This is a genomic window from Aeromonas sp. QDB62, from assembly GCF_027705695.1.
Lineage (GTDB): Bacteria > Pseudomonadota > Gammaproteobacteria > Enterobacterales > Aeromonadaceae > Aeromonas > Aeromonas allosaccharophila.
On the sequence record NZ_JAPDCD010000017.1, the window covers coordinates 67,113 to 94,036 of the forward strand.

General features: G+C 56.9%; 18 protein-coding genes and 1 pseudogene. 12 read left to right on the forward strand and 7 right to left on the reverse strand.

Features of this window, described 5'->3' with window-relative positions; all coding sequences use genetic code 11:
• Positions 1-16: 16 nt before the first annotated feature.
• Positions 17-814 (reverse strand): pyruvate formate lyase 1-activating protein, encoded by a 798-nt coding sequence (gene pflA / locus OKC27_RS10490; protein WP_083249958.1) that lies wholly within the window; start codon positions 812-814, stop codon positions 17-19.
• Between the two features lie 65 nt (positions 815-879).
• Positions 880-3,816, reverse strand: coding sequence for a sensor domain-containing phosphodiesterase (locus OKC27_RS10495; protein ID WP_270806224.1), 2,937 nt, complete (start codon positions 3,814-3,816; stop codon positions 880-882).
• 135 nt (positions 3,817-3,951) lie between these two features.
• Here OKC27_RS10495 and OKC27_RS10500 point away from each other — a divergent pair, with 135 nt between their 5' ends.
• The 4 genes from OKC27_RS10500 (at position 3,952) to pbpC (ending at position 13,966) form a co-directional block, all read left to right on the forward strand.
• On the forward strand, positions 3,952-5,640 hold the full coding sequence (locus OKC27_RS10500) for an FAD-dependent oxidoreductase (RefSeq protein ID WP_270806225.1): 1,689 nt from the start codon (positions 3,952-3,954) through the stop codon (positions 5,638-5,640).
• Positions 5,641-5,856: 216 nt separating this feature from the next.
• Complete coding sequence (locus OKC27_RS10505) at positions 5,857-6,516, forward strand: DedA family protein (RefSeq protein WP_075112606.1); 660 nt, start codon at positions 5,857-5,859, stop codon at positions 6,514-6,516.
• Between the two features lie 165 nt (positions 6,517-6,681).
• Complete coding sequence (locus OKC27_RS10510; RefSeq protein WP_270806226.1) at positions 6,682-11,568, forward strand: alpha-2-macroglobulin family protein; 4,887 nt, start codon at positions 6,682-6,684, stop codon at positions 11,566-11,568.
• Between the two features lie 52 nt (positions 11,569-11,620).
• A complete protein-coding gene (pbpC, locus tag OKC27_RS10515; RefSeq protein ID WP_270806233.1) occupies positions 11,621-13,966 on the forward strand; it encodes a penicillin-binding protein 1C in 2,346 nt (781 codons plus the stop codon).
• 426 nt (positions 13,967-14,392) lie between these two features.
• Here the strand turns inward: pbpC and OKC27_RS10520 are convergent, their stop codons facing one another.
• Positions 14,393-15,358, reverse strand: a complete 966-nt coding sequence (locus tag OKC27_RS10520) for a hypothetical protein (RefSeq protein WP_270806227.1) — start codon at positions 15,356-15,358, stop codon at positions 14,393-14,395.
• A 177-nt stretch (positions 15,359-15,535) separates the two neighbouring features.
• On the opposite strand from OKC27_RS10520, the gene thiI reads away from it, so the two are divergent.
• Positions 15,536-16,984 carry a tRNA uracil 4-sulfurtransferase ThiI gene (thiI, locus tag OKC27_RS10525; protein WP_270806228.1) on the forward strand — a complete coding sequence of 483 codons (1,449 nt, stop codon included), beginning with the start codon at positions 15,536-15,538 and terminating at the stop codon, positions 16,982-16,984.
• Positions 16,985-17,059: 75 nt separating this feature from the next.
• On the opposite strand, the gene OKC27_RS10530 is transcribed toward thiI, so the two are convergent.
• A complete protein-coding gene (locus OKC27_RS10530) occupies positions 17,060-17,452 on the reverse strand; it encodes a hypothetical protein (protein ID WP_042063739.1) in 393 nt (130 codons plus the stop codon).
• Between the two features lie 100 nt (positions 17,453-17,552).
• The gene (locus tag OKC27_RS10535) at positions 17,553-18,185 is read right to left on the reverse strand and encodes a trimeric intracellular cation channel family protein (protein ID WP_270806229.1); all 633 of its coding nucleotides are present in this window, start codon (positions 18,183-18,185) and stop codon (positions 17,553-17,555) included.
• Between the two features lie 382 nt (positions 18,186-18,567).
• On the opposite strand from OKC27_RS10535, the gene flaB (OKC27_RS10540) reads away from it, so the two are divergent.
• From flaB (OKC27_RS10540) to OKC27_RS10570, 7 genes are all read left to right on the forward strand, one after another.
• Entirely contained in the window at positions 18,568-19,491 is a 924-nt protein-coding gene (flaB, locus tag OKC27_RS10540) for a flagellin N-terminal helical domain-containing protein (RefSeq protein ID WP_234603021.1), read from the forward strand.
• A gap of 585 nt (positions 19,492-20,076) precedes the next feature.
• Positions 20,077-20,988 (forward strand): flagellin N-terminal helical domain-containing protein, encoded by a 912-nt coding sequence (gene flaB / locus OKC27_RS10545; RefSeq protein WP_234603018.1) that lies wholly within the window; start codon positions 20,077-20,079, stop codon positions 20,986-20,988.
• Between the two features lie 33 nt (positions 20,989-21,021).
• A complete protein-coding gene (locus tag OKC27_RS10550; protein ID WP_234603008.1) occupies positions 21,022-21,456 on the forward strand; it encodes a flagellar protein FlaG in 435 nt (144 codons plus the stop codon).
• A gap of 25 nt (positions 21,457-21,481) precedes the next feature.
• Entirely contained in the window at positions 21,482-22,864 is a 1,383-nt protein-coding gene (gene fliD, locus OKC27_RS10555; protein WP_234603006.1) for a flagellar filament capping protein FliD, read from the forward strand.
• Positions 22,865-22,907: 43 nt separating this feature from the next.
• Entirely contained in the window at positions 22,908-23,321 is a 414-nt protein-coding gene (gene fliS / locus OKC27_RS10560) for a flagellar export chaperone FliS (protein WP_234603004.1), read from the forward strand.
• Entirely contained in the window at positions 23,321-23,620 is a 300-nt protein-coding gene (locus OKC27_RS10565; RefSeq protein WP_270806230.1) for a hypothetical protein, read from the forward strand. The genes fliS and OKC27_RS10565 overlap by 1 nt, the downstream gene beginning before the upstream one ends.
• The gene (locus tag OKC27_RS10570) at positions 23,613-25,709 is read left to right on the forward strand and encodes a motility associated factor glycosyltransferase family protein (protein WP_234602999.1); all 2,097 of its coding nucleotides are present in this window, start codon (positions 23,613-23,615) and stop codon (positions 25,707-25,709) included. The genes OKC27_RS10565 and OKC27_RS10570 overlap by 8 nt, the downstream gene beginning before the upstream one ends.
• Before the next feature lie 156 nt (positions 25,710-25,865).
• Here OKC27_RS10570 and OKC27_RS10575 read toward each other — a convergent pair.
• Positions 25,866-26,435, reverse strand: a pseudogene (locus tag OKC27_RS10575) (IS5 family transposase); the annotation flags it as partial.
• Between the two features lie 12 nt (positions 26,436-26,447).
• Positions 26,448-26,924, reverse strand: a 477-nt coding sequence (locus tag OKC27_RS10580) for an IS3 family transposase (RefSeq protein WP_270806231.1), incomplete at its 5' end; no start/stop codon positions are given.

Sequence of the window (26,924 nt, forward strand, 5' to 3'; positions counted from 1 at the left end):
CAGCCTGCTTTTACCATCAATATTTGACGTTGTCGTGGTACTTGCCGAGGATGCCCTTGACCCGTTCCATGGTCTCCTTGCTGGGGGGCTTGATCCCGCTCAGCTCGTACGGGTCGCCCAGCACGTCCCACTTGTGTTTGCCCAGCTCGTGGTAGGGGAGCAGCTCTACCTTCTCCACGCTCTCGCCCAGCTCGGCGATAAACTGGCCCAGCTCTTCGGCGCTCTCGTCGTCGTCGCTCCAGGTCGGCACCACCACGTAGCGGATCCACATGGTCTTGCCTTTGGCCGCCAGATAGCGGGCAAACTCCAGGGTGTATCTGTTGCTGACGTGGGTCAGCGGAATGTGCTTCTCGTCATTGATCTGTTTGATGTCGAGCAGCACCAGATCGGTCTGTTCGAGCAGCTTGTCCACCTGTTCGTCGAGATGACGGACGAAGCCGTTGGTGTCGAGACAGGTGTGGATCCCTTTCTCTTTGCAAGCGGTAAACAGTTCGGTAATAAAAGCCGGTTGCAGCATGGCTTCACCGCCGGACGCTGTCACGCCACCGCCGGAGGCATTCATGAAGTGGCGATAGCTGGTGATGTCACTCATCAACTCCGGTACGGTCACTTCGCGGCCACCCTCGGTATCCCAGGTATCGCGGTTATGGCAGTACTTGCAGCGCATCAGGCAGCCTTGCATGAATACGATAAAGCGTATCCCCGGACCATCGACAGTGCCGCAGGTTTCGACGGAATGGATCCGGCCAATGGTGCCGTGAGATCCGGCTGGCTGGCTGATTTCAACGGCAGGGATCCGATTAATGACAGACATAAACAACTCCAACGATTCGAGCAGGCCGTGATTTTATTACATAACCCCCTATTGATCCTACACCTTTAGTCCGGTGCCCGGCTGCCAAGCAACTGCTCCAGCGCCTTGACGGTGAGCGGCCGACTGGTGAGAAACCCTTGATAATGCTGGCATCCCAACGCTTTGAGGATGGCCAGCTGCGCCTCCTCTTCCACCCCTTCGGCGGTGACGGTAAAGCGGAAGACCTGGGCCAGATCGAGTATCGCCTTGACGATGGCTCTGTCCTGTTCGCTGTTCACCAGGGTCTGAATGAAGCTTCTATCGAGCTTCACCTCATCGGCGGGCAGATCCCGCAGATAGGCCAGCGACGAGTAGCCGGTGCCGAAGTCATCGATGGAGATGAGGATGCCCAGCTCCTTGAGCTGGCGCATTCTGGCGATGCTCTCGCGCCGATTCTCCAGCACTACCGATTCGGTCACCTCCAGCAGCAGGCGGGAGGGGGGCACACCGGTGTCGCGCAAGATGTACTCCACCTGCTGTACGAAGCCCTGGGTGTGGAACTGGCGGGCGCTGACGTTGACCGACAAATGGGGGATCTGCAGGCCGCGGTTGAGCCAGAAGCTGTATTGGGCGCAGGCGGTCTTCATCACCCAGTAGCCGATCTCGAGGATCAGGCTGGTCTCTTCGGCGATGGGGATGAACTCCCCGGGTGGCACCATGGTGCCGTCGCTGCGCTGCCAGCGCAGCAGCGCCTCGATGCCCGACAGCGAGCCATTATCGACCCGGTATTGCGGTTGATAGTGCAGTTGCAGCTCGTGATGACGCAGGGCATCGCGCAGCTCATTGGTGAGGGTCAGCCGGTTCTTCTCGTGCCGGGCCATCGCCTCGGTAAAGAAGACGTAGTGGCCCTGACCGGCCCGCTTGGCCATGTGGGTCGCGGTGTCGGCCTGTTGCATCAGGACCAGATGATCGGTCTCGTTGCCGGAGAAGAGGCTGATCCCCACCGAGGCGCTGCAGTGCAGCTTGTGATCACCGATGTCGAACGGGGTGCGAAACAGCCCCATCAGCTCGCGGGCGAAGTGCTCCGCCAGAATTTTGGCGGTGACTTCCCCTTGCCCCAGCTGGGTAAAGAGCAGGGCAAACTCATCCCCCGAGATGCGCGCCTGCACCAGATTGTCCTGGGGCAGCTCCCTGAAACGCTGCACTACGGCCTGCAGCAATTGATCGCCGCAGGCGTGGCCGAGGGAGTCGTTGATCGACTTGAAGTTATCGAGATCCACCAGCAACAAGGCACCCCACTGGCCGTTGGGGGCGCTCAGGGTCTGCTGCAAAATCTGGTTGAGGCTGCGCCGGTTGTGCAGGCCGCAGAGATCGTCGTAGTAGGCGAGCTGCTCGATATGTTTGGCGGCCTCTTTTTCCTGGGTGATGTCGTAGAAACTGCAGATAAAGTGGCTGAGCTCCCCCCGCTCATCCTTGACCCCGTTCACCATCAAGCGCACCGGAAAGAGGTGGCCATCCTTGTGCAGGCAGCGCTCTTCCCCGAGCCAGAACTCCTGCTCGTTGACGGTGCGGCTGACATCTTCCTTGAGACGATCCCCGTAGTAGGTGGGGCGCAGCTTGCGAATGGAGTGACCGATCACCTCTACCTCGCCAAACCCGGTGATCCGGCTGAAGGAGTGGTTGACCTTGAGGATGATGCCGCTGTGATCCATCACGATCAGCCCATCGTGGGTATTGAAGGCCACTTCGGCCAGCCGCAGGGCGTCGTCGGCGGCGAGGCGCTTGAGCTCGATGGCGGCCCGCTCGTGCTGGCTGCTCAACAGATCCAGCAAATGCTCGGGCTCCGCAAGGGGGGTATCGAGCAGCAGGGTGATCTGGCCAATGGGGGCGCCGCTCTGGCCATGGAGCGGAATGCCGATATAGGTGTTGGCATTGAGGGCCAGCAGCCGGGTCGCCTTGGGATAGCGCACGGGCAGATCTTCCACATAGATGGCCTGACCATGCTGGAACAGCTCCTGAGCGGGGCCAGGGTCGAGCTGGATGGGTTTGAGGGTGGAGAAGATCTCCTCGTTGATGACGCAGCGGGGGATGATCCAGAGATCCTGACCGCGAGGCTGGAACTCGCCGATCCAGCCCACCCGGGCGCCGCTGGCGCTCATGGCCCAGCTCACCAGCGTCTTGCAGTAGTCGATGCCGGTCTGCTGGTGCAGCTCGGGCGGGAGGGCCAGCTCGGCACGGTGCTCTTCCGGTTGTGGCTGCCAGTGGCCGAGCAGCTGGGCGCTGCTGCGCACCAGTTGCAGCATCTCTTCGCTGAGCGGGGTGGGGTCGAGATACTCCAGACTCAGCACCCCGAACAGCTTGTCCTGCTCCAGCAGGGCGCCATCGAGGCGCGAGCGCACACCGGCACTGCTCAGGTAGAGGTGATTGCTCAGCATCGGCTGGTGGGCGGCTTCCGAGAAGCTCAAGGATTTGCGGGTACGCAGGGCGCGGATATAGCGGCTGTCGCCGCGAATGGGGTAGAGCGCCTCGACCCCCAGGGTGAACACCGGGGTGAGCTGCTCGCTGCCGAGATCGCCGTTGGCCTGATAGTGCCAGAGGATGAGCCGATCGGCCCCCAGACTCTCTTTAAGGGCCTCAAGCAGGGGCGCATACTGTTGCTGGCTCGCCATCTGGCTGAGGCGCGGCAGTTGCAATGCCAGATCGGCGATGGGCTCCTGACGAAGGGCCTGCAGACAGATGAGCCAGAAACCATCCTGCTCGTGGGCGAGGGCGATGTGCCACAACTGGTTGGCAAAGCGCACGGTGATCTTGCCGCCATGGCCGTTGGCCAGCAGTTGTTCGATGGGCTGGCGCAGGGCATCGGGCAGCTGGGCAGGCCAGGGGGCGCGCGGCTCGTCGAGCCAGTAGAGCGGGGTTTGCATCACGTCGGTCAGGGCGACCAGCCGTTGACTGCGCAGATCCAGACGGAAAAAGAGCGGCGTCTGGAGGGCAGGAGGAAGATGACTGAGTGCGGTAGACGACATGAACAAACAACATCCTGTTAAGCAACCGTCGGGGTTGCAAGAATACTGCAAAATGGTGTGAAACAAAATTTCATTGAATTCTAAATTAGAAAAGTCTAATTTATTGCCCATTATCATGTTTGAGGAGTCTTGCAGATGAAACGGATCCTGATTATCGGTGGTGTCGCGGGGGGCGCATCAGCGGCGGCTCGCGCTCGTCGTTTGAGTGAAGAGGCAGAGATCGTGATGTTCGAGCGGGGCGAGTTTGTCAGCTTCGCCAACTGCGGTCTGCCCTACCACATCGGGGGCGATATCCCCAATCGGGATGCCTTGCTGCTGCAGACTCCCCAGAGCTTCAAGCGCCGTTTTAACGTCGATGTGCGAGTCTTCCACGATGTGATCGAGATCGACAAGGCGGGCAAGACATTGCTGGTGCGCAACCTGCAAACCGGTGAAGAGCAGCGCGAGCATTACGATGTGCTGCTGCTGAGCCCGGGGGCGGCGCCGATCCGTCCTCCCTTCCCCGGCATCGACAGCCCCCATGTCTATACCCTGCGCAACATCCCGGACATGGATCGCATTCTGGCGGCCCTGCAGCACGATCAGCCGCGCCATGTCACCGTGGTGGGCGGTGGCTTTATCGGGCTGGAGATGATGGAGGCGCTGCATCAGCGCAAGCTGGAGGTCACCCTGCTGGAGCTGGCCGATCAGGTGATGGCGCCGGTGGACAAGGAGATGGCCAACATGCTCCATGCCCGCATCCGGGAAGAGGGGATCGACCTGCGCCTGCGCACCGGCCTCACCGCCATCGAGAGTCTGGTTCTGCCTGCCGAGAAGACCTCCGCCGTGCCCACCGCCAACAGCGGTGGCCTGCGGCTGACCCTCAATGACGGCTCCCATCTTGATACCGGCCTGCTGATCCTCGCCATCGGCGTCAAGCCGGAAACCCTGCTCGCCGCCAAGGCGGGGCTGGAGCTGGGCCCGCGCGGCGGCATCAAGGTCGATGCCGGGATGCGTACCTCGGATCCCTTTATCTATGCGGTGGGGGATGCGGTGGAAGAGATAGACTTCGTCACTGGCGAATCTGTGCTGATCCCGCTGGCGGGCCCGGCCAACCGGCAGGGGCGCATCGCCGCCGACAACATGCTGGGCCGCAGCGAAACCTACAAGAAGACGCAAGGGACAGCCATCTGCAAGCTGTTCGATCTGGCGGTGGCCAGCACCGGCCTCAACGAGAAGCGACTGGTGCAGTTGGGGCTGCCGTTCGAGAAAGTCTATGTCCACCCGGGCAGCCATGCCGGTTACTACCCGGGCGCACATCCGGTCAGCCTCAAGCTGCTGTTTGCCCCGGATGGCAAGATTTATGGCGCCCAGGCCATCGGCAAGGATGGCATTGACAAGCGCATCGACGTGCTGGCGGTGGCCCAGCGGGCCGGTCTGACCGTGTTTGATCTGCAGGATCTGGAGCTCACCTATGCGCCGCCGTTCGGCTCGGCCAAGGATGTGATCAACATGGCGGGCTTTGTGGCGAGCAATCACCTGAAGGGGGACACCCTGCTCTGCCACGTGGCCGAAGTGCAGGCTCGCAACCCTCACCAGCTGGTGGTGGATGTGCGCAATGGCCCCGAGCTCGACAAGCTGGGCCGCATTCCGGGGGCGCTGCATATCCCCCTCGACGAATTGCGTGGTCGCCTCCATGAGCTACCCAAGGACAAAGAGCTGCTTATCAGCTGTCAGGTCGGGCTGCGCGGCCATGTCGCCTGTCGTCTGCTGAGCCAGCACTGCTTCAAAGTGAAGAATCTCTCCGGCGGCTTCAAAACCTGGCAGATGGCCACCGCCGAGTAACCGTTTTATTTCTGTGCCTGTTTGCTCCTCTCCCTTGTGCGTGCAAGATGAGGGGCTTTTTGCCTCTGCTGTTCGCCCTTCTTGCATTCCCCCTCGTTGCTGCAATATTTCGACACACTTTTTTTCCTGCACCGGACAAAATTAACGTTTTGTTCAGGGGATGGGTGCTATAACCCCTGCCTCGTTCATGATGAACCGTGTAGTAGGGAGAGTGACATGCTGGATATGCTGATGGCCATTTGGCATCAGGATTTTGACGCCCTGGTTCAGATGCAGGCAGTGCCCCTGCTGATCAGTTGCCTGATGCTGGTGTTGCTGCTGGAGTCCGCATTCGTCTTCATGCCCCTGCCGGGTGACAGTCTGGTGCTGCTGGCCGGTGGGCTGGTGGGCATGGGGGTATTCGGCCCCGAGGTGACTCTCTGCTATTTGCCGCTGGCGGCGGGGCTGGGATCCGTGCTGGCGTACTGGCAGGGGCGTGCCCTGCAGCGCACTCGCTTTATGGAGCATATCGAGCGGATGCTGCCCCCCGACAGCCTGCCCAAGGCGACCCGCTTGCTGAAAAAGTACGGTTTTCTGGCGATGTTCTCCTCCCGCTTTATCCCGTTCGTGCGGGTCTTGACCCCCATGCTGATGGGGATTGGCCGCCTGAGCGTAGTGCGCATGTGCGTGGCCAGCTTTGCCAGTGCCTTTATGTGGGCGCTCACGGTGAGCTTGCTGGGCAAGCTGGCGATGAATACCCCCTTCTTCCTTCATCACAGCGAACTGTTGACCCGGGCGCTGCTCATCACCTCGCTGGTGCTGTTTCTGGCGGCCGTCATGGCCATCCTGTTTCGCTGGTTCAAAGGCGGGGCAAAAAACGAGACCACCCACGACTAGATGACAACCCTTGCCGCACTAAATCAGTGGGCAAGGGGGGTCTCGCGCTGCAGGGGCGCTGAATTGTGCCCATTCGGGTAATGAGCTTTGTGTCGGGTGAGCAGGATGCCTTATCCTGTTTCCAGCCACGCTGCGCTTGCAGCGCTCCAACTCGGGATGGAACCTATGCGCCTCTTCGACTCTCCCCCTGCTTCTCACCGCTCTAATGCCGGAACTGGCGCTCTGCGTCACCGCTGGTCGGCTCTGCTGCTCTCCGGATTGGCTGGTCTGCTGCTGGCCGGTTGCGGCCCCGACAAGCCCGCCAGCCAAGTACCGACCACAGAATCCACAGCCCAGCAGGAGGCAGGAGCGCCGAGTACAGTCGTGCAGGCCAATGCCCGCCAATATCGCGATGCCCCGGCGCTGGCGCTGGTATTCTCCGGCCCTCTGGCGCCCAAGGCAAATTGGCAGAGCTGGCTCGCGGTCCGCGAGGGAGGCAAGCAGGTGCAGGGGGAGTGGATCCTCGCCGACGATGGTCGCACCCTCTATTTCCCGAACGTCCAGCCCGATAAAAGCTATGAAGTGAGCCTCAAGGCAGGGCTGGGCCCATCCCCCCAGAGCTGGACCCTCAAAACCCGGCCGCTGGAGGCGGGAGCCTCCTTTACCGCCAGTGGCATGGTATTGCCGCTGCGTCAGGAACTTCGCCTGCCCATCAGCGCGGTCAATGTGGATGAGGTCAATATCGACTTCTTCCGGGTCGATGCCGAATATCTGCCCCGTTTTCTGGCGGAATATCGCCCCGGTGCCGGCATGGGTAACTGGGAGCTTGAACAGATCACCAAGCGGGCCAAGCGGGTATTCAGCGGCCGCTATGCGCTGGAGCTCGATGCCAACCGGCGCGAGACCCGCCTCATCAATGTGAAGGAGCCGCAGCTGGCCGAGGCTGGCGTCTACTTTGCGGTGATGTCGCCCCTTGGCAACTACGACTGGCGCAAGGAGACCACCTATTTTGCGGTGAGCGACATGGGGCTCAGTGCCCGCCGTTACCGCGATCAGCTGGAGGTGTTCGTCAGCTCCCTGGCCAGCGCCGACCCGCTCAAGGATGTGCAGCTCTCCCTGCTCGACGAGAAGGGTAACCGGCTGCAGGTGCAAACCACCGATCCGCAGGGCCATCGTCGCTTCGATCAGGTGCAGGGGGCCCGCTTGCTGCTGGCCGAACAGGGCAACCATCTGGCGGTGCTGCGCCTCGATGGGGCGGCGCTCGATCTCTCCACCTTCGATCTCGGCACCCAGCCCTGGCAGGCCCAGCAGTTGTATCTGTTCAGTGGGCGCGATCTCTATCGCCCCGGCGAGCGGCTCGACAGCGAGATTTTGCTCAAGGGGCAGGATGGCCAGCTGCTGCCCGGTATGGCAGTGGAGCTGGAGGTGAAACAGCCGGATGGTCAGCTGCTCGAACAAAAGCGGCTGCTACCGGATAATCTTGGCGCCGCCCACTACGGCCTGCGTTTGCCGGACGATGCGCCGCTCGGGCGCTGGACCATCAACCTCAAGACCGCCGCTGGTAGTCGTTTCGAGTGGCCCTTTTTGGTGGAGGAGTTTTTGCCGGAGCGGCTGAAACTGCAGCTTGGCAAGGGGCTGGATGGTGAAGTGACGGATCTGGACGCCTCCCTCACCCTGCCGCTGCAGGGGGACTATCTCTACGGCGCGCCGGCGAGCGCCACGAAGGCCAAGGCGGAGGTGAAGTTAAGCCGCGCCACCATGCCCTTTACCCAGTGGCAGGAGTTCACCCTAGGTGACGTGCTGCTTGCCGAGCAGGCCAAGGATCTTGAACCGCTCAATCTCACTCTCGATGCGCAGGGGCAGGGGACTTTTTCGCTTGCTGATGAGCTCGATGGGGTGCGAGCCCTCGGGCCGCTGGAGGTGGCCTATCGGGTGTCGCTCGCTGAGCCCGGTGGCCGCGCCGTCAATCGCAGCCGCACCCAGTATGGCTGGCCTGCAGGCAGCCAGTGGCCGGCGCTCAAGGCCGACTTCGTGGCGGATCGGGTAGAGGGGGGCAAGCCGCTCCCCTTCCAGATCCTCAACCTCGATGACAAGGGCCAACCGGTGGCGGGGTCGGTGAAAGTGCGCCTCATCAACGAGTACCGCGACTACTACTGGCACTACGCCGATGGGGAGGGGTGGAAGTACGAGTTCAACAGCCAGCCCTATCTGGAACAGGAGCAGACCCTGCAGCTGGATGGCAAGGGGCCGACCCCGCTCACGCTGCAACTGGCGGCGGGCTGGTATCGATTGGAGGTGGAGAACAGTCAGGGCCATCAATCGAGCCTGCGGGTGGAGATCGGCAGTTACGCCTGGGGCGGCGGTGGCGAGCAGGCGCGGCCTGACAAGATTGCCATCACCCTCGACAAGCGCGCCTATCAGGCGGGCGACAAGGCCAAAGTGACGCTGGTGGCCCCGCGCCCCGGCAAGGGGTTGTTGCTGGTGGAAGATGGCGACGGCCTGCGCTGGTGGCAGCGTATCGAGCTCAAGGGGGTCGGTGGCGATGCCAGGGATGCCCGCGGTGAGTTCGAGATCCCGGTCAGTCCTGAGTGGCAGCGCCATGACTTGCATATCTCGGCCCAGATCGCCGCGCCAGACAGCGCCTCCAAACCGGTCAGCAAGCAGCAGGGACAGAGCTTGCGCTCGGTCGGACTGGTGCCGCTCACCCTCGATCGAGATGCGCGCCGTCTGCCGCTCACCCTGAGCGCGCCTGATAAAGCGGTGCCCCTTACCCGGCTGGAAGTGACCGCCACCTCCACCCCCAACAGTCGGGGGCGGGTGGTGCTGGCGGCGGTGGATCGGGGCGTGCTCAATATCAGCGACTACCAGCCCCTCGACCCGTTCGAGATCTTCTTTGGTCGCAAGCGCTTCTCCCAAGATTTGTTCGACAACTACGGCCAGGTGATCCCGCCGCAGGATGGCAAGCTGGCCCGCCTCAACTACGGGGGTGACCGGGCGCCGCTGAAAAAGGGGGGCGCGCTGGAGAGCCGGGTCGAGATCGCCGCGCTCTGGAGCGGCGAGGTGAGTTTTGACGAGCAGGGCAAGGCGGTGATCCCGCTCGATCTACCCAACTTCAACGGCGAGCTGGCGCTGATGGCGCTGGCCTGGAACGAGCAGCAAGTCGGCGAGGCCGAGCGCGCCGTCAAGGTGGTGGCGCCCTTGGTGGCCGAGATTGGCTGGCCGCGCTTTGGCGCGAGAGGGGATGAGACCCGGGCGCTGGTGCAACTGCGCAACATGAGTGGCGAGGAGCAGACCCTCTCCCTTGCCTGGACCCTCAATGGCGGGCTGAAAGCAAACGGTGAGCTGCCCGGCACTCTTATCCTTAAAAACGGCGAGGAGCAGTGGTTGACCCTGCCGCTCACCGTGACCGGGGCAAGCGGCGTGGCAAGCTTGCAGTTGGCGGCCAGTGGCAAGGATTTTGCCATCAGCCGCGACTGGACTTTGCCGCTGCGCTCCCCCTGGCCGGCCGAGACTCGCCAGCGCTACCAGATGCTGGCCTCCGGTCAGCAGATGAGCTTTGCGCCAGCTGAGCTGGCCGGGCTGGATCGTGCCAACCTGCAGGGGCTGCTCAGCCTCTCCGGCACTCCGCCCTGGGATCCGGCAGCCCAGTGGCAGGCGCTGGCCGATTACCCCTATGCCTGTCTGGAGCAGACCTTGTCCCGTGCCTGGCCTTACTTGCTGACCACGGCCGATGAGCGGGCCGCCTGGAGCAAACCCGCAGAGGGCAAGAAAGCGGCGAGCGAGGCGGACGTGCAACGTGCCCTGTTGCAGCGGCTGCAGCGGTTGCAACTGCCCAGCGGCGGTTTTGGTCTGTGGGATGGTCGCTCCGACGAGGAGCAGTGGCTCACCGCCTATGCCGCTGACTACCTGCTGGCGCGCAAGGAGGTGGGCGACGTTGTGCCGGAGGCCATGCTCAATCAGGCGCTGAACCGGTTACAAAGCTATCTCACCGACAGCCAGTATGGCGAGCGCTGGAGCAGTGCCCCCGAGCACAGCCGGCTGGCCTATCAGGCCTACAGCGCCTATGTGCTGGCCCGGGTGGGCAAGGCACCGCTCGCTACCTTGCGCCTTATCTGGGAGCAGCAGGCCGATCACGCCCGCTCCGGTTTGCCGCTTTTGCACCTCTCGCTGGCTCTCTCGGCCATGGGGGATGAGCAGAACGCCGCCAAGGCCCTCAGCCGGGCGCTAGCGACCGAGCGCGGTGATGACTATCTGGGGGATTACGGCTCGCCGCTGCGCGATGAAGCCCTTGAACTCTCCTTGCTGCGCCAGCACAAGCTGGCTGCGGAGCGCTGGCCAGCCCTCAGTGCCAAGGTGGCAGATATCCTGGCCCATCGTCAGTGGCTCAGCACTCAGGAGCGGCTCGCCCTGTTGCGACTTGCCCGCGTTGACCCAGGCCTAGACTGGCAGGCAAAGGTCGCCTCATCCCTGGGCAGTGGATCCCTGAGCGGTTCGGCCGCCTTGCAGCTGGGCGCCCCCGAGGCGCTGGCGGCCAGTGCGGTCACCAACGAGGGCAAGGGATCCCTCTATGTGCAGCGCACTCTGATCGGCTACCCCGAACAGGCGCCGGCACGGGTCAGCAAGGGAATGAGTGTGACCCGCAGCTGGTTTAACAGCGATGGTCAGCGTTTTGACCCGGCCAAAGTGAAGGTGGGCGATCTGGTGGTGGTGCGACTCAACGTCAGCAGCGAATCGGCGGTGCCCGATGCCCTGCTGGTGGAGATGGTGCCCGCCGGCTTCGAGCTGGAGAACCCGGCCCTCGGCAACAGCATAAAGCTGGAAGAGCTCTCCATAGAGGGGAAACCGGCGTGGCAGAGCGAGTGGAACGACTACCTCAAGCATCAGGAGTTTCGCGATGACCGCTACACGGCGGCGCTGGATCTGAGCGAGGGGAGCAACCAGCAGCTGGTCTACCTGATGCGGGCGGTGACGCCGGGTCGCAATCAGGTGCCGCCGACCCAGGTGGAGGATATGTACCGGCCTGAACTGCGGGCTGTGGGTGAGGACATCCACGAGGTGCGTATCTCTGAGTAACAAACCCTCCCTTGAGCGGGTTCGCCCGCTCACTTTCTGGCAGCGCGGTTGGCTGAAATTGGGTCGCAGTGGCCACGCAGGCTGGCGCTGGCTTGGCGGTCTGCCGCGCTGGCTGCGTTTCTCGGTGCTGGGCGTTGTAGCACTGCTCCTGTCATTGTTGGCGCTGGATCGGATTTTCCCGCCGCCACCGCTCGACCCTGCCTACGCACGGGTGGTGCTCGACATGAAGGGGCGACCGCTGCGCGCCTTTGCCGATACCAGTGGCGTGTGGCGTTACCCTGTGACACTGGAGCAGGTCTCCCCCCGCTATATCGAGGCGCTGCTGGGCTACGAGGATCGCTACTTCTGGCGTCATCCCGGGGTCAATCCGGTGGCCATGGTGCGCGGGGTCTGGCAGTGGTTGCGCCATGGGCGGGCTGTGTCGGGCGGTTCGACCCTCACCATGCAGGTGGCTCGCCTTATCGAGCCCTACCACCGGAGCGTGCCCGGCAAGCTGCGCCAGATGGCGCGTGCGCTACAGCTGGAGTGGCACTACGACAAGCGCACCCTGCTCACTGTTTATCTCAACCGGGCGCCGTTTGGCGGCAATCTGGAGGGGGTGCAGGCGGCAAGTTTTGCCTATCTCGGCAAGAGTGCGACCAAGCTGACCTATGCCGAGGCGGCGCTGCTGGCAGTGCTGCCCCAGGCCCCCAGCCGCAACCGGCCAGACCGACATCCCGAGCGGGCCCGCGTCGCCCGTGACAAGGTGATGCAGCGACTTGTGGCGCAGGGTGTCTGGCCTGAACAGGTGTGGTTGGAGGGACGTATCGAGCCGGTGTTGGCCCGCGGTCACTTCACGCCGATGGAGGCTCCGCTCTTTGCCCGCCTCGCCGCTGACAATCAGACCGGGGCGCTGGTGCACACCACCATCGACGGCGATCTGCAGCGCTGGCTGGAGGGACGGGTGGCAAGCTACATTCGCCGCTTCCCCGAGCAGACCTCAGCGGCGTTGCTCTTGGTAGACAACAAAACCATGGCGGTGCGTGCCTATGTGGGCAGCGCCGAGTATGGCAATTTGCGCCGCCACGGTTACCTCGACATGGTGCAGGCGATCCGCTCTCCCGGCTCCACCCTCAAGCCCTTCATCTACGGTCTGGCCATGGACGAGGGGTTGGTGCACTCGGCTTCTCTGCTCTCCGATGCGCCGAGGCTGGGGTCTGACTATCGCCCCGCCAACTTTTCCGGCGCCTTTCAGGGGCCGGTGACCCTCGCTCAGGCGCTGCAGCAATCCCTCAACGTGCCGGCGGTGCAGGTGCTGGAGGCGCTGGGGCCGGACAAGCTGGTCAGCCGCCTCGACAATGCCGGGGTGCGGCTGGCCCTTTCCGACAAACCCAATCCGGCCATCGCGCTGGGGGCTGCGGGGATCCGGCTCGAGCAGCTTGTCGCACTCTACAGCTCGCTCACTCGACAGGGGCAGGTGGCGATGCCGGTCTGGCTGGCGGGGCAGCAGGCGGTGCCCCGCCCCTTGCTGAGTCCGGGTGCGGCCTGGATCATCTGGCAAATATTGAGCGCGCAGGGGCGGGCGGATCAGCCTTTTGCCAGCGAGGCGACCGGCCGGGTCAATCGACTGGCCTGGAAGACCGGCACCAGCTATGGCTATCGCGACAGCTGGGCCATGGGGGTCTCCGGTCGCTGGACTATCGGCGTCTGGCTGGGGCGCCCCGACGGTACCCCCATGCCCGGTTTTTACGGGCAGAGCGCAGCGGTGCCGCTGCTGCTCTCTGTCTACTCGCGGCTGGCTGACAACAGCCCCTTGCCGGCACAACCCAACACGGTGAGCGAAGCCGAGATCTGCTGGCCGCTGGGGCGCAAAATGAGCGCGACCCTGCCTGAAGCCTGTTTGCAGCGACAGAGCGCCTGGTTGCAGGAAGGGCGCGATCCTCCCACCTTGCCGGACCCCATGGACTGGCCCTCGCCACTGCGCCAGGTCGCACTGACCGTCGCGGGCAAGCCGACCTTGGCCCGCTGCCAAGATGCGGCGCAATCCAGTTTTCGAGCGCTCTGGCCGCTGTCGCTGGAGCCGTGGCGGTCCCCCGGCGAGCGACGACAGGCGCTGCTCGCCAGCGGTTGCGCGGGGGAGGGGCAGAGCGCCGAGCTGCAGGCCCCCATTCGCATCGTGGCGCTGGGGGAGGGCAACCTTATCCGCAGTCAGCGTTACCGGTTGCAACCCAAAGTGCTGGGCGGTGTCGGCAAGCCGGCCTGGTTTCTCAACGGCCAGCGGCTGCGCTGGGATGGGGATCAGGTGCTGAGCGTGGCGGGGCGCTACCAGTTGGTTGTGGTCGATGCAGCGGGCAACAGCGATCGTATCGAGTTTCGCGTCGTGCATCCTGACAGTGATGCCGGCGCCATCACCCGTTGAGCGTTTTGCCGACAGCCATTGAGGTGAATGTAATTAACTATTTGAAATGCATCAATATTTGATTGGATGAATTAATTTATGAATAATTACGAATTCATTCAAATCCAATCGGGAGTTCTCTTTTGCTGCGTGTTCTGTGTCCCTTGCTGGTGCTGATGAGTGCGGGTTGTGCCACAACCAATCATGGTGATCACCATGTTTATCCTGAACGTACCGGGTTCTATTCACCTTTCGAACCTGCTTCCGAGAGTTTTGTGCGTTGCTATCAGAAACAGTTTGCCTGTACCCCTGCCAATATCCGCCGTGACAGGGCGATGGAGGCGCGCAGGCAGGCGCAAGAGCAGGCCACTCACCGTGGTGATGATTGGTAGGCCGCAGATAACGAGAGGGGTTGGCAGATGCCAACCCCTTTTTCATTCCGCTGATTCAGCCAGGCTGGCGCAGATGACCGAGCCGGGTGAAGAAGTGCTGGCTCTTGCGCTGGTGAAAGTGGCTCTTCTTGATGGGATGGAAGATGAGATTGCTTTCGGGGTGGCTCGCCTTTAACTGGTGGATCATCGCCACGGCAGGCAGGCTGGTGCTGACCAGCGTGGTGAGTGGCATGCTGAGGGTCTCGGGCCCCAGCAGTTGATTGAGCCCTTGCTGAGCCTGCTCAAAGCGGGTCAGGGCTGCCGGATCGGCATAGCCGCTGCCCAGCATGGCTAGCAGGCTGTCGAGGGCAAGATGAAATTCGGCCAGCTGTTGGCGAAAGCCGCTGCGCCCGCGCAGGGCAATCAGCTCTGCAAACGGAATCTCGGCCAGGTGAGTGGGCACTTGCAACGGGATTTCGAGGTGGAAGCAATCCTGCCCGCCCCGGTTGTGGTAGCGGGATTCCAGCAGGTGGAGCAGGCGGTCGAGATAGTCGTGATCGGTAATGAGCGCCCCGTCATTGGCGAGTGCCCACTCACGGGCGAGACGCATGGAGAGCAGGTTGGCAAAGCGCCGTGCCATTCTGATCCCCCCCTCATCCCGGGTCGCAAAGCCGTGGGTCAGGCAAAAGCCGTGCAGCCGCTCCAGTCCGGCCTGCTCCGGGCAGAAGCAGTCGTGGTTGGCGCCCTGGCGCCAGCGACCAATCAGCTCCTTGTTGCCAAACACCTTGTGGCGTACGAAATCGGGGGCCACCAGGCCGCTGATCTGGCTCTCTAGTTGCGGGGTGATGGCGGCAAAGAAGGCGGCATCGGGCCGCTCGGCCAGCAGATCGGTCTGCTGCTGCAGGGTATCGAGCAGGGCGGTGAGACCGCTCTTTTCACTGACGGTGAAGACGAAGGCGAGCCGCTCCAGATAGAGCAGGGCAAATTTGAGCCAGAGCTCGTCGCGTACCTCCATGCCGGGGTAGTAGATATAGGTCTTCATCGGATCGGTCTGTTGTCAAAAATCTGGCGAGGCGCAGGGTCGGGAATATACGCAAGATTGCGGCCGCGCGGCAAACATTGCGTGGGGGAATGTGAGCAAACGCTCATCCAGTAGGCGCTGGCCACAAAGTTCTGATATAATTCGCGCCCTTAAATCAAGGCCACCCGAGTCAAAACCATGAAGTTCATTATCAAGCTGTTCCCGGAAATCACCATCAAGAGCAAATCAGTTCGCCAGCGCTTCACCAAGATGTTGCAGGGCAACATCCGCAACGTGTTGCGTCGCTTCGACGAAGATGCCCGCGTACGGATGGATTGGGACAAGCTGGTAGTGAGCTCCCGCAACGATCAGTTCCACGCCCAGTATCTCGAGACCCTGGCCTGTATTCCGGGCATTCAGTACTTCCTCGAAGTGAAACTGAGTAACTTCACCGATCTGCATGACATCTTCGAACAGACCCGTGCCGTCTGGGGTGATCGCCTGAAAGGCAAGACCTTCTGCGTGCGTGCCCGTCGCGTCGGCAAACATGACTTCAGCTCGCTGGAGCTGGAGCGTTATGTGGGCGGTGGCCTCAACCAGCATTGTGAAACCGCCGGGGTGCGCCTGAAAAAGCCGGACATCCAGATCAATCTGGAAGTGGAAAATGACGAGCTCTATATCATCAGTGCGGTGCACCACGGCATGGGCGGTTTCCCGATGGCCACCCAGGAAGATGTGCTGACCCTGCTCTCTGGCGGTTTCGACTCTGGTGTCGCCTCCTACCAGTTCATCAAGCGCGGTTGTCGGGTGCATTACTGCTTCTTCAATCTCGGTGGTGCTGCCCACGAGATCGGGGTCAAGCAGGTTGCCTACTACCTGTGGAACAAGTTTGGTGCCTCTCACAAGGTGCGATTCACCGCCATCGACTTTGAACCTGTAGTGGCCGAGATCCTCGAGAAGATCGACAACGGCCAGATGGGCGTGGTGCTCAAGCGGATGATGATGCGTGCCGCGGGTCAGGTTGCCGACTACTTCCAGATCCCGGCGCTGGTGACCGGTGAGTGTGTGGGTCAGGTCTCCAGCCAGACGCTCACCAACTTGAACGTGATCGACCGGGTGACCGACAAGGTGATCCTGCGTCCGCTCATCACTTGGGACAAGCCGGATATCATCAGTGAAGCCCGTCGCATCGGTACCCTGGAGTTCGCCGAGACCATGCCGGAGTACTGCGGCGTTATCTCCAAGAAGCCGACCATCAAGGCGGTGTTGTCCAACATCGAGGCGGAAGAGACCAACTTCGATTTCTCCATCCTGGACAAGGTAGTCTCCGAGGCCCGTTACCTCGATATCCGCCGCATCGGTGAAGAGACCGCCGCCGAAGTACAAGAGGTAGAGACGACTCAGGTGCTGGGCGCTGACGAGGTGATCCTGGATATCCGCTCTGCCGACGAACACGACGAGAAGCCGCTGGTGGTAGAAGATCGTGAAGTGCTGCACATCCCCTTCTTCAAGCTGGCCACCGCCTTTGGCGACCTGCCCAAGGAGAAGACCTATCTGCTCTACTGCGATCGCGGCGTGATGAGCAAGCTGCAGGCGCTCTATCTAAAAGAGAAGGGTTTTGACAACGTCAAGGTTTACCGCCCGTAAGCGTGGTTTACTCTGCCCACATAAAATCCGGCCAATGTGCCGGATTTTTTTATTTCACTGAGTGAGTCATGACCATCAGGGACAGGGGACCGGGGTGAAGGAGTCTTGCCCCTGGCAACGCCAGCCCATTTCCGCCTCCCGCATCTGCCACAGGTTGTCGCTGCGATAGAGAGTCAGGATGTAGATCATGTCGCTCTTGCTGCCATCGAGGGCAACCGAGAGCACCAGATCATTATCCAGCTGCTGGGCATGAATGCGACTGGGGGTGTCGCCATGCCCCACAAATCGCAGTGCCACCTCACGGTAGTCATTGACCCAGCGTTGTTGTTGATCACTGGCTTGACGTATCTGCTGGTTGAACTGCTGCACCGGCGCCGAGGCCAGTCGACCAAATACTACTTGAGCTTCGGCGTGGGCTGCCGTCACGTTCGCCAGGAGGAGTGTGGTAAGCATACCGATTTTGCGCATGAGAAGTTCCGGCTAACAACGACTGCTTCTATGACAACAGAAAAGCCTATTTGGTTCAACGCAAGGCCCACAGCGACATGATGGCGCTGTGGGCCTGCTCTCAATTGCGTTGCAGCGAGAAGGTTGGCAGTGACAGATGCCAGTAGATGGCGGCGACCCGCAGGCCAAACACGGCCGTCATGCAGATGAGCATGGCCGTTACCCTGTCCATGTTCGCCTCCAGGGCCAGGGTATAGAGAATGCCGCCGAGGATACAGGCGGTGGCATAGATCTCTTTTTGCAGCACCATGGGCATCTCCCGTGCCAGTACATCGCGGATCATGCCGCCGGCTACGCCGGTCATGGTGCCCATGATCACGGCAATCAGCCCCGGGGTGCCGAAGTTGAGGGCCTTTTGGGCACCAATCACGGTAAAGAGGGCCAGTCCGAAGGCATCGGCCACCGGCAGCACATACCAGGGCATTCTGCGGGGCAGTTTGACCATCCACATACCGATCAGCGCCGTCGCGATGACGACCCAGATATAGAGGGGATCGCGCACCCAGAACACAGGAGTGGCGCCCAGGATCATGTCACGGATGGTGCCGCCGCCGATGGCGGTCACTGCCGCCAAAACCATGACGCCAAAGCCGTCCATTCTGAGCCGGCCAGCCACCAAGACCCCTGAAAACGCGAATACCGCAGTACCAAACATGTCGCTGATGTAAACAATCTGCTCAACCAGTGTCTGCATGGAGAACAACTCACGCCAAATTGTTGATGGGGCCGCGATTTTAGGGGCTGGTGAGCCCAATCGCCAACTGTGCTAGATAAAATTGCGAGTCGAGACGGACTTTTTCTCACTGCATGGACCGGGTGAGTCTCGACTGTACCTGCTTGCCCCGTTGTTCGCGGGATTCGGGAGGTGACTCCTGTCATCTGTTTTGGCCCGATTTTTTCCTTAAGTTTCCCCCCGACCCGCCGATATATAAGGTAAGCGGCGTTAATGCGATGAAGCGTTGAAAAAAATGCTAAAGACATCCAAAAACGAGCCGTTAAATAAGACGCATCGGGCACAGAAAATAATAAAGCCTGAGCAAATAGAAGAGTAAATTTAATAGCTTAGGAGAATAGTTATGGCCATGTTTATCAACACTAACGTATCCTCGCTGAATGCTCAGCGCAATTTGACCAATGCGAACAAGTCGCTCGATTCCTCTTATACCAGACTGGCTTCCGGTCTGCGTATTAATAGCGCCAAAGATGATGCTGCGGGTCTGCAAATATCGAACCGTTTGACCTCCCAGATCAATGGTCTTGATCAGGGTAACCGTAACGCTAACGATGGTATCTCGGTTGCCCAGACTGCTGAAGGGGCGATGGATGAAGTCACCGGTATGTTGCAGCGTATGCGCACCTTGGCCCAGCAATCGGCCAACGGATCAAACAACTCGGACGATCGCACGGCCCTTCAGCAGGAATACGACCAGCTAAAGACCGAGATTAACCGTATTGCAGCCGACACGACTTTTGGTGGTCAAAAGTTACTGGATGGTAAATATACTGGCTCCTTCCAAGTCGGTGCCGATGCAGCACAAACAATCACCTTCAAGATGACATCGGCCTTTACCATCAGCGGTATTGCCAGTGCGACTAAAGACAGTGCAAAGATCGTCAAAAATACGGCGACAAGTTTATCCAAAGAGCCCTATAAGGTCAGCCTCACCGCAGGTACCGCCCTTAAGGCTAGTATGGTGAAGAGCATCACGGCGGCGAGTACAGCCCAACTGTCGATGGCCAACCTTGACTATATGATCAAGGCGGTGGACAGTAAGCGTGCTGAGCTTGGTGCGGTACAGAATCGTTTTGACTCCACTATCCGTAACCAGTCCAACGTATCGGAAAACGTCAGCGCAGCCCGTTCACGGGTCCGTGATGCAGATTTCGCTATCGAAACTGCCAATATGACCAAACAGAATATTCTGCAGCAAGCCGCCTCGACCATCTTGTCACAGGCCAACCAACGTCCGCAGTCTGCTCTGTCACTGTTACAGGGCTAATAAAAGAAAACAGGGCGGTTGTTCAGGCCGCCCTGGTCAAGAGATGGAACAAAGGGGTGTTCGGGTCGCACTCTGTTCTATCGGGAGAGATATAATCTCTACTAGTAATGCCAAGTGTTGTCCAGCTGTTCAGTTCTGTCACGCTTGGTCATATTCTCCTGAGCATATGCTCATTTTTAGGCCGGTTTACCGGCCTCTTTTTATTGTGTCGCCAAATTGACGTCACCCTGTCAGTTTAAAGCATGAACCATGCCAATACATTCCATTCCGTAAAATCAGGCCTCGTCTGATGTTGGCTGCTCGGCTATGTCGTTCAGTCTCCTTGCCCTATTGCCGCCTACCGGAGAAAACTTGCCGCTTTAGGCAACAATTTTCCTAAAGCTTGTCTCTGCGCTGCCGTTAAATAAAGTGAAGCAATCGAGGGGTGTTCGGAATCCAACGTTTGCACTACTGCGGGTGACCTGTTCGTTCAAACAGACACCCGCCTGAAGAGACGGGCATGTTCAACCTGTTCTTCAAACGGTGGGACGTCGTGTTGTTTGGACGACGCAACCTGCAGTCGCATGTTCTTCGGGAGAATTTATTATGGCCATGTACATTAACACCAATACATCATCACTGAACGCTCAGCGTAACTTGATGAATACCAACAAATCGTTGGATAGTTCTTATACTCGTTTGGCATCTGGCTTACGCATCAACAGTGCGAAAGATGATGCTGCTGGTTTGCAGATTTCCAACCGTTTAACTTCCCAGATTAATGGTCTTGATCAGGGCAACCGTAATGCCAACGATGGTATCTCTGTTGCGCAGACGGCCGAAGGGGCGATGGACGAAGTCTCTGGCATGTTGCAGCGCATGCGCACCTTGGCTCAGCAGTCTGCTAACGGCTCTAATAACTCTGATGACCGTACCGCTCTGCAACAGGAATACGATCAGTTGAAGACCGAAATAAACCGAATCTCCAGCGACACTACGTTTGGTGGTCAGAAGCTGCTCGATGGTAAGTACACAGGCTCCTTCCAGGTGGGAGCCGATGCTTCCCAGACCATCACCTTCAAGATGTCGTCGGCCTTTACCATCAGCGGTATTGCCGGTGTGACTAAGGGAAGCGCCAAAATTGTGGCCACTTCTGCCGGCTCCAAAGAGCCCTATAAGGTCAGTACCGCAGCTACTGCACTCGGCGCAAGCACAGTGAAGAGTATCACTGCGGCGAGCACGGCTCAGCTATCGATGGCCAACCTTGACTATATGATCAAGGCAGTGGACAGCAAGCGCGCCGAGCTGGGTGCGGTACAGAACCGTTTTGACTCCACTATTCGCAACCAGTCCAATGTGGGCGAGAACCTGAGTGCCGCCCGTTCTCGTGTTCGTGATGCGGATTTTGCCGTCGAAACTGCCAACATGACCAAGCAAAATATCCTGCAACAGGCTGCATCCAGTATCTTGGCCCAAGCCAACCAGAGACCTCAATCAGCCTTATCCCTGCTGGGTTAAGAGTGAGCAAAGAGATAAGAGAGGAGGGGCAATATGGCAAGTGAAATTGGAAACCCGTCATCGGTCACTCCTTCTTCTCTTCAGTCCAATAGCAAGAGCGGCCAGCAGGCCGCTCCTTTGCTTTCTGGTGTGCCCGAAGAGCAGCAGGTGACAGCGGGAGCCTCGATCCGAGATGGAGACAGAGTGGATCATGCAAGTCATCGACCCAACCAGCCCCCCATCGATGTGGAAAATGAGGTACAAAAATTGCAGGAATTCAGCCAATTACAAGGATGGACAGTTAGCTTTAGTGTAGAGCGGGACTTGGATAAAGTGGTTATTAGAGTTATGGATGCGGACACGCGTGCTGTGATCCGCCAGATCCCGAGTGAAGAGCTGCTTTCCATCAGTAAACGTCTTCAGACATTGCGTGAGACCGACGGTAGTTCGGGCTCTCGTAGTGGACTATTGCTGGATAACCAAATCTGAGTGTAGTGGGAGGAGGGAAATCAATATGGCGAGTATTACTTCGGCCGGCGCAGCTTCCGGAATCGATTTGGAATCGATCATCTCAACCAGTGTCGCGGCCAAAAAGGCCCAGTTGGAGCAGCCACTAATCAAAAAAGAGACGTTCGCCAAAGTCTCTTTGTCTGGGGTTGGGCAGCTTAAGTCAGCGATCGCCTCTTATGTGACCACGCTCAAAGGGATGACAAAGAGTGATGCTTTTAACAAACGCATGATTTCTGTCACCCAAGATAAGGATAACCCTGTACTGAAGGTGGAGAGCAAGACGGGGACATCAAATGGACAATACAATATAACAGTCAATAAATTGGCTACGACCAGCAAGTTTGCAGCGGTTTTTAACACCGCGACAGATCCACTGGTGACTCAAGACGGTACTTTGACGTTCAGTGCCGGTACAAAAACGTTCTCGGTTGACGTCAAAGCCGGTGACAATCTGGAGAATATTCGAAAGCGCATTAATAATGATGGTGACAATTTCGGCTTGAGTGCCAACGTCATCAAAACTTCGGATGGCAAGGTGAAACTCATCATGGATTCCGGTATCAGTGGTGACGGCAAAGATATGACGATAAGCGGGTCGACAGGGGAGTTGTCGAGTTTTGCATCCTCTCTCACTGCTGGCAAAAACCAGTCAGCAGGCAGTGCCGAAATCGATGTCGATGGTAACAAACTCACCAGCGATACGAATACGTTTGATGATACCATCATGGGGTTAAAGATCACGGTTCTGCGCACATCGGACAAGGACACCTCCAACAACCTCAAGCCAAACAAGGTGGATATATCCACAGACAAGGATGGGATTAAAACTATTCTCAAAAGTTTTATTGATGGCTATAACGCGCTGGTCAGCAAATCTAACGAGTTGGGCAAACGCAACACTGTCGTGTCGGGTGTACAGAAAGATGATGGCGGTGCTCTGGCCGGAGACTCTATGCCGCGTACAGTCGTCAATCTCATGAGCAGTACAATAACGGAAAAATCAAGAGCTTCCAGTGAGCTGTCAACCATTTTTCAGATGGGTGTCAAGATGGACAAAGATGGAGTACTGTCGCTTGATGACACAAAATTTAATGATGCACTAAGCAAAAATTATGAACAAGTGGTGGCGTTGTTTAGTGGTGATGACGGTTTAGCAAATAAATTGGCTGGACAATTGGATGTTTATTCAAAAAGCGGCGGGCTTCTCTCCAAAAGGGAGGACGGGTTGAACTCGCAGTTGCGTGAAGTTTCTCGTAAGAAAGCCGATACCACCACTCAGATGGCTAAGTATGAAGAAGCATTGCGAATTCGCTATGGTAGTCTGGATACTTTGCTGGCAAAGCTGAACAAATCAGCCTCTTATCTCAATATGCTGAATACTAAATAGGGAATAAATAACTTCCTTTGATTAGTCAAGATGGAATGAACACATGTATAAGAAAAGCCTTAAAGCCTATACCACGATGAATTTGCAAGCGGAACTGGCCGTCGCCGATCCACATAGGGTGATCCAGTTAATGATGCAAGTGTGTCTTGAGCGTTTAGCACAGGCAAAAGGGTCGATAGAGAGACGTGATTTTGAAGGGAAATCTATAGCAATCTCCAAATCTATGGCCATTATCAATGGTTTGCAAGACTCTTTGGATATGAGCTATGGCGAAGTTCCAGAACAACTTGCTATGTTGTACGACTACATGAAAGAGCGCCTTCTGGATGCAAGTAAAGATATGGACGTAGCGGCGATCGATGAGGTGGCCAAGTTGATGATTACTGTCAAGTCAGGTTGGGACAGTATTCCATTTGAAGAAAAAAGTGCTGCGCTATCAAAGATGAAAGGCTCATAATGTCAATTCAATATCTGATAGAATTAACCTCAGCTATTCGTGATGCTCTTGTAAGGGATGATTTTTTTGAGGCAGATGCACTCATGGACGTTCGTTTGAACTTTTTGATGGGAAGTGATCTCAATCTCATGAAATTACAGTCATCATCGACCGATATGGCGTTACTTTATGAAGAAGAGTCACGACTCAGAACAACCCTTAATACATATCATCAAGAAACCAAGGCTGAGCTACTGTCTTTAATGACAGTGAGCAAGGTAAGAATGACATACGACTCCAGGAAGCAGAGTGATGAGTGATAAGCATTTAATTGAAGCGGAAAATGAGCTTTCCAGACTGGCTATGCAAAGTGAGCAGGAAAAAGCTATGTTTGTCACTCTTCCGGCGCGTTTTAATGAAAACATGACTGCTTTTGAAATGTTTTTCCCTCATCTCCATGCTGAGTTAAAAGATTATGTGCCAATGCGTCCCTTCCGCTTTTTTTGTAATGAAAATGGCGAGCCAAATTTACTTTGGACAGATAGCAACGAGGCTTTGTATGGTGACTCACCCTATGAGTTGGCCAAAGCCCAAGTTGAGAGTGTCTTATCACAAAGCACTCTTGGTGTAATGAATTTAAAAACCAGTGAAAATTATTTTAATCAAATTCATGATGAGTATCTGAACAAAGTAATTGATTTGTTTAATGAACGCCGAGATTCATTGAGTCTAAATAACAACCTTCCTGTTTCGATCCCTATGATGCTGATGTTTGGTGTCGGTCTTGGTTATCAATTGGGTTATCTTTACGAAAAACATAAAATAAAAAATTTATTTATTGTTGAACCTGATACAGACTTATTTTATGCTTCTCTTTTTACTTTCGACTGGGCTCCATTATTGCAATATCTTGATGACAATAACCTTGGCGTTCATATTTTTGTGGGTAGTGATGAAGATAATATAGTTGAGGATTTAAACACGGCAATTAATAAGAGGGGGGCATTTTGGGCAACCAGCGTATGTTCATTTTGGCATTATCCATCAGATAGGATTTCGAGCGTCATTAAAAAGGTTGAAAAAAAATTCCACCTTACAAGGCTGGGGTGGGGGTTCTTTGATGACAATATATTAGCGTTTTCGCATAGTTATGCCAACATTAAAAACAAAGTGCCTTTTTTACATGCTAATAAAAAGGTTGTCGATGATGAAGCACAACATCCAGTTTTTATTGTTGGGAATGGACCTTCTCTCGATAAGTCGATACCGTTTATTGTTGAACATCAACAAAAAGCAATAATTATCGCATGCGGAAGTAGTGTTAGCGCCTTGTACAAGGCCGGGATAAAACCTGATATATTAGTCGCCGTAGAAAGAACAAAGAGTACAGCTGATTTTTTGGCTACTATGAATGCGCCTGATTATTTAAGAGACATTCTATTTTTGGGTGCTGATGTACTGCATCCTGATTGCTTTTCATATTTTGAACAGTCGGCAATAGGATTTAAGCCTTGTGAACCGATGCATATATTGCTTTCCACCATTGGATTGATTGATGATATCGCTTTTTTATCCTGTGTGAATCCTTATGTTGGCAATACAGGGTTGAGTTATGCGGTAACATTGGGCTTTAAAAAACTCTATATGTTTGGTATTGATAACGGCTATCGCTCGAAAGAACATCATCATTCTAGGTTGAGTTCTTATTTTGATGAGAATGGAAATGTGATTGACAAGCTTAAGGATGCGGTCACTTCATCAGGAGAGTTACTTGTTCCTGGGAATTTTGGTGGCGAAGTAATTTCCAATCCAATATTTAGTCTGGCTATCAAGCAAATGGAAACGTTGCTGTGTATGGCTAAAGATGTTTGTTGTTATAATATTACGGATGGGGCGAAAGTAGAAGGTGCAATACCGTTAACCTTGGATGACATTTATATAAAAGAGCCTTCATGTAGTAAAGATAATATTGTTGCTCATATTAGACATGATTTTTTTACCCCGTTAAGTATTGGTGATGCTGAGTTGGGTCAATACATGGGGTTTGAAGTTTTTAATAAATTGATTGACTTGATGGTAGGGGAATGGGAAAAAGTAACCATTAGCCATGATGACATCATTGAATTGATGCAAAGGCAATATAACTATTTATTGTACATCATGACGACCAGCGAGAGGCACCTACAGCGAGTACTCGAAGGGTCAATGAACTATTTCTTTTTTGTGATGCTTAATGCGATTCACTCTATTGATTTAGACCAAGAAAATGAAGCTGATCGCGCCTTTGTGAGCGAAATGATAAACGTGTATATTGATTTTTTGCTGAAAACTAAAGAAAAGTACAAATATGCACTTTGCTCTAGTGATGAGTCATATTATGAGTTATTGAATCATTTTAGAAAAAATTAACTGTACAGATCTAGTTATCACCTGACACCGGCCTCAAACCGGTGTCTTGGTTATGCTACTTTAGTGCGCACTTCCTTCGGTATCAATTTCAGTTTAGTGGGGCGTTGTTTCCCAAATCAGCCATCAGGTCACAACTTCCCCAGCCCCAAGTGACCGTTACACTCGGGGCTTTCTGACAGGCAGACCAAGGGTGTTCAATTTGTTGATTGCACCAACATACGCCATCACTTCCCCGACCTGACCGTTGTATATTCGCAGACTGATTTTGCCCGTCATCAACTGCTTGAACCGATACATCGCAGTTTCCGCCAGCGAGCGCCGGTGATATCCCGACATCTTCTTCCAGTGCGCCAGCCCTTCCTTGCGCATCACCAGCACCGCCTCATTTCTCGGATGTCCCTTTTCCCATAACCCCGCGTTCTTGCGAGGCGGGATACAGGCTGTCGACCCTTTGCGCGAGATTAGCTGATGGCTGGCTTTGCTGTCATAGGCACCATCCGCATAAACACGTCCCAGCTTGCGCCGCAAAGGGTTGAGCAAGGTCGGCAACACCTCGGCATCATGGACATTTTCCAGCGAGACTTCCGCCGCCACGATATCGTGAGTGGCTGGGTCTACCGCCAGATGCAACTTGCGCCAGATTCGCCGTTTCTCAGCGCCGTGTTTTCTGACCTTCCACTCGCCTTCCCCAAATACCTTGAGGCCAGTTGAGTCGATAACTGAATCGCCCCTGGTTTTCTAGACACTTTGTTGCTGAAAAATAAACTGCCTTTCAAACTCTACCGGCGACAACCCATCATTGGAACCATGGCGCCTGATTGGGTTGTAAAACATTTCGATATAATCAAATACGTCGCTGCGGGCTTCGTCTCTTGTCGCGTAAATCCTGCGCTTGATCCGCTCCCGTTTGAGCAACTGAAAGAAGCTCTCGGCGACAGCGTTATCGTGACAGTTGCCACGTCGGCTCATGCTGCAACTTAGGTTGTGGGCCTTCAGAACGTCCTGCCATTCACCACCGGTAAACTGGCTGCCCTGATCCGAGTGCACCAGTACCGGCTGCTTGGGCTTGCGCCGCCAGACGGCCATCAAGAGTGCATCCACCGCCAAGTCTGCCGTCATGCGTGGCTTCATCGCCCAGCCGACGATCTGGCGAGAGAACAGGTCGAGCACCACCGCCAGGTACAGCCACCCTTCTTGAGTGCGGATGTAGGTAAT

Bases quoted from the DNA above. Each gene is read 5' to 3' on its own strand.
- pflA (WP_083249958.1), bottom strand. From the start codon at position 814: ATGTCTGTCATTAATCGGATCCCTGCCGTTGAAATCAGCCAGCCAGCC.
- OKC27_RS10530 (WP_042063739.1), bottom strand. From the start codon at position 17,452: ATGCGCAAAATCGGTATGCTTACCACACTCCTCCTGGCGAACGTGACG.
- OKC27_RS10550 (WP_234603008.1), top strand. From the start codon at position 21,022: ATGGCAAGTGAAATTGGAAACCCGTCATCGGTCACTCCTTCTTCTCTT.
- OKC27_RS10510 (WP_270806226.1), top strand. From the start codon at position 6,682: ATGCGCCTCTTCGACTCTCCCCCTGCTTCTCACCGCTCTAATGCCGGA.
- thiI (WP_270806228.1), top strand. From the start codon at position 15,536: ATGAAGTTCATTATCAAGCTGTTCCCGGAAATCACCATCAAGAGCAAA.
- OKC27_RS10570 (WP_234602999.1), top strand. From the start codon at position 23,613: ATGAGTGATAAGCATTTAATTGAAGCGGAAAATGAGCTTTCCAGACTG.
- OKC27_RS10500 (WP_270806225.1), top strand. From the start codon at position 3,952: ATGAAACGGATCCTGATTATCGGTGGTGTCGCGGGGGGCGCATCAGCG.
- OKC27_RS10505 (WP_075112606.1), top strand. From the start codon at position 5,857: ATGCTGGATATGCTGATGGCCATTTGGCATCAGGATTTTGACGCCCTG.
- OKC27_RS10495 (WP_270806224.1), bottom strand. From the start codon at position 3,816: ATGTCGTCTACCGCACTCAGTCATCTTCCTCCTGCCCTCCAGACGCCG.
- fliD (WP_234603006.1), top strand. From the start codon at position 21,482: ATGGCGAGTATTACTTCGGCCGGCGCAGCTTCCGGAATCGATTTGGAA.
- flaB (WP_234603021.1), top strand. From the start codon at position 18,568: ATGGCCATGTTTATCAACACTAACGTATCCTCGCTGAATGCTCAGCGC.
- OKC27_RS10565 (WP_270806230.1), top strand. From the start codon at position 23,321: ATGTCAATTCAATATCTGATAGAATTAACCTCAGCTATTCGTGATGCT.
- OKC27_RS10520 (WP_270806227.1), bottom strand. From the start codon at position 15,358: ATGAAGACCTATATCTACTACCCCGGCATGGAGGTACGCGACGAGCTC.
- flaB (WP_234603018.1), top strand. From the start codon at position 20,077: ATGGCCATGTACATTAACACCAATACATCATCACTGAACGCTCAGCGT.
- OKC27_RS10535 (WP_270806229.1), bottom strand. From the start codon at position 18,185: ATGCAGACACTGGTTGAGCAGATTGTTTACATCAGCGACATGTTTGGT.
- fliS (WP_234603004.1), top strand. From the start codon at position 22,908: ATGTATAAGAAAAGCCTTAAAGCCTATACCACGATGAATTTGCAAGCG.